The sequence below is a fragment of the Facklamia sp. P13069 genome, from assembly GCF_050409405.1.
In the GTDB taxonomy this organism is placed as follows: domain Bacteria; phylum Bacillota; class Bacilli; order Lactobacillales; family Aerococcaceae; genus Facklamia.
Genome location: NZ_JBNUPN010000054.1, coordinates 1 through 1,562 on the forward strand (window position 1 = coordinate 1; position 1,562 = coordinate 1,562).

The 1,562-nt window shown below is 36.2% G+C and carries 1 protein-coding gene; it reads right to left on the bottom strand.

The features are described from left to right. Positions 1-127: 127 nt before the first annotated feature. The gene (locus tag ACQV2T_RS09310; protein WP_428875562.1) at positions 128-1,438 is read right to left on the bottom strand and encodes an ISL3 family transposase; all 1,311 of its coding nucleotides are present in this window, start codon (positions 1,436-1,438) and stop codon (positions 128-130) included. Positions 1,439-1,562 lie beyond the last annotated feature (124 nt).

Genomic DNA, 1,562 nt, shown 5'->3' on the forward strand with positions numbered 1-1,562 from the left:
GGCTCTTTGTCAAATAGGGTTGATGAGTAGGTGAGGTAACCGACTGGTTACTTCACCTCTTTTTTTACAGATCAACAATTATTATAAGCGCATGAATGATCGACCGGTTTTATTATGAGATAAATTGTCAAAAAGCAACCGACGTAGATGATTGATTGGGCAAGTATAAGCGCATCATCAATAAAATTCTATTTTTAAAATGTGAATAATTACGATAGCCATAGGCATTTCGTTTCAGCACCTTGATTTTATTGTTTAGCCCTTCAATTGGGCCATTCGTTAAGGTTGAATAGTTAAAGGTGTTTTGAATAAAAGTGTGATAGCGTCTAAAGGTTCTTAAAACGGTCTTTAATTTTTTTGAAACGGGTAATGTTAGGCCATAGTTGACCCAAAACTCAAATCGATCGATTCGAAGGTCTTGAAGGGCTTCTCTTAAATGATGAACGACCTCGTAAGTGACTTTTAATTCGCTACTTGATGCTAATAAATAATCAACGATACCACTGGTGTTTGTGATCCAATCAAATAATCGATAGCGCTGATAAGTAGTGGTGTGTAATTTATTTCTTGGTGTCATGATTAGGCGCCAGTAGCGTTTATGTTTATTGTACAGTCGATTGTCTTTGTTTCGGAAGGTGTTCATCACATGAATTCGTGTCCGATTCAGCTCACGATTTAAAGCTTGAATGAGATGGAATTTATCAATAATAATTTGTGCTTTTGGAAAAACTTTTTGAATTAAATCCATATACGGTCGGTACATATCAATCGTTATCGTTTGAACCGATTGACGGGTTTCCAACGGAAATTGTTGAAAATAACGGATTAATGAAGACTGTTTGCGATCAAAGAACAAATCAACTAATCGATGCGTTTTAGCGTCACAGTAAATGAAACTCATCGCAGCATCAATCGTTCGAACACTTTTAAATTCATCAAAACAAAGGTGTTGTGGTAAGGAATGTAGCGGTTTGAATTGAAGGTGCTGTGCCATTTGATTCGTCACACGACGGACTGTATGAATCGATACATGCACCAGTTGAGCGATATAAGTTTCTGATATCGTATGTGTTAACTGATCAGCGATATATCGTTTCAAATGATTAGATAGATGACAGTGACGAGCGACTTCAGGCGTTTGAGCGGTAAAGGATGAGTGACAAGATTTACAGTAATAACGCTGTTTTTTTAAATCTAAATAAGTGGGATAACCTGCCATCGGTATTAATTGAATGCGCGATGTACGAGAGCCATTTTTAACGATTGAATAGTTAATTGCTGATTGCCCACAACAAGGGCAATGACTAATAGGCTCTATTAATTGACCTGTTAATAAGAAAGATAAACGGCCTTTAATCGAAATTTTTGAAAATTTTTGGTCATTAATTGTGATGTTTTTATCGTTTAATCCGAGTAAAGATGATATAATGTGTGACATGGGACAGCTCTCCTTTATTGTGGTTTAGTCGCTTATAATATACAGGAGATCTGTCCTTTTTTGTACCCTAAAGTAAAAAATAGAGTTGAGGCCTTCGGCCATCAACCCTATAAATTATAGAACC

Bases quoted from the DNA above. Each gene is read 5' to 3' on its own strand.
- ACQV2T_RS09310 (WP_428875562.1), bottom strand. From the start codon at position 1,438: ATGTCACACATTATATCATCTTTACTCGGATTAAACGATAAAAACATC.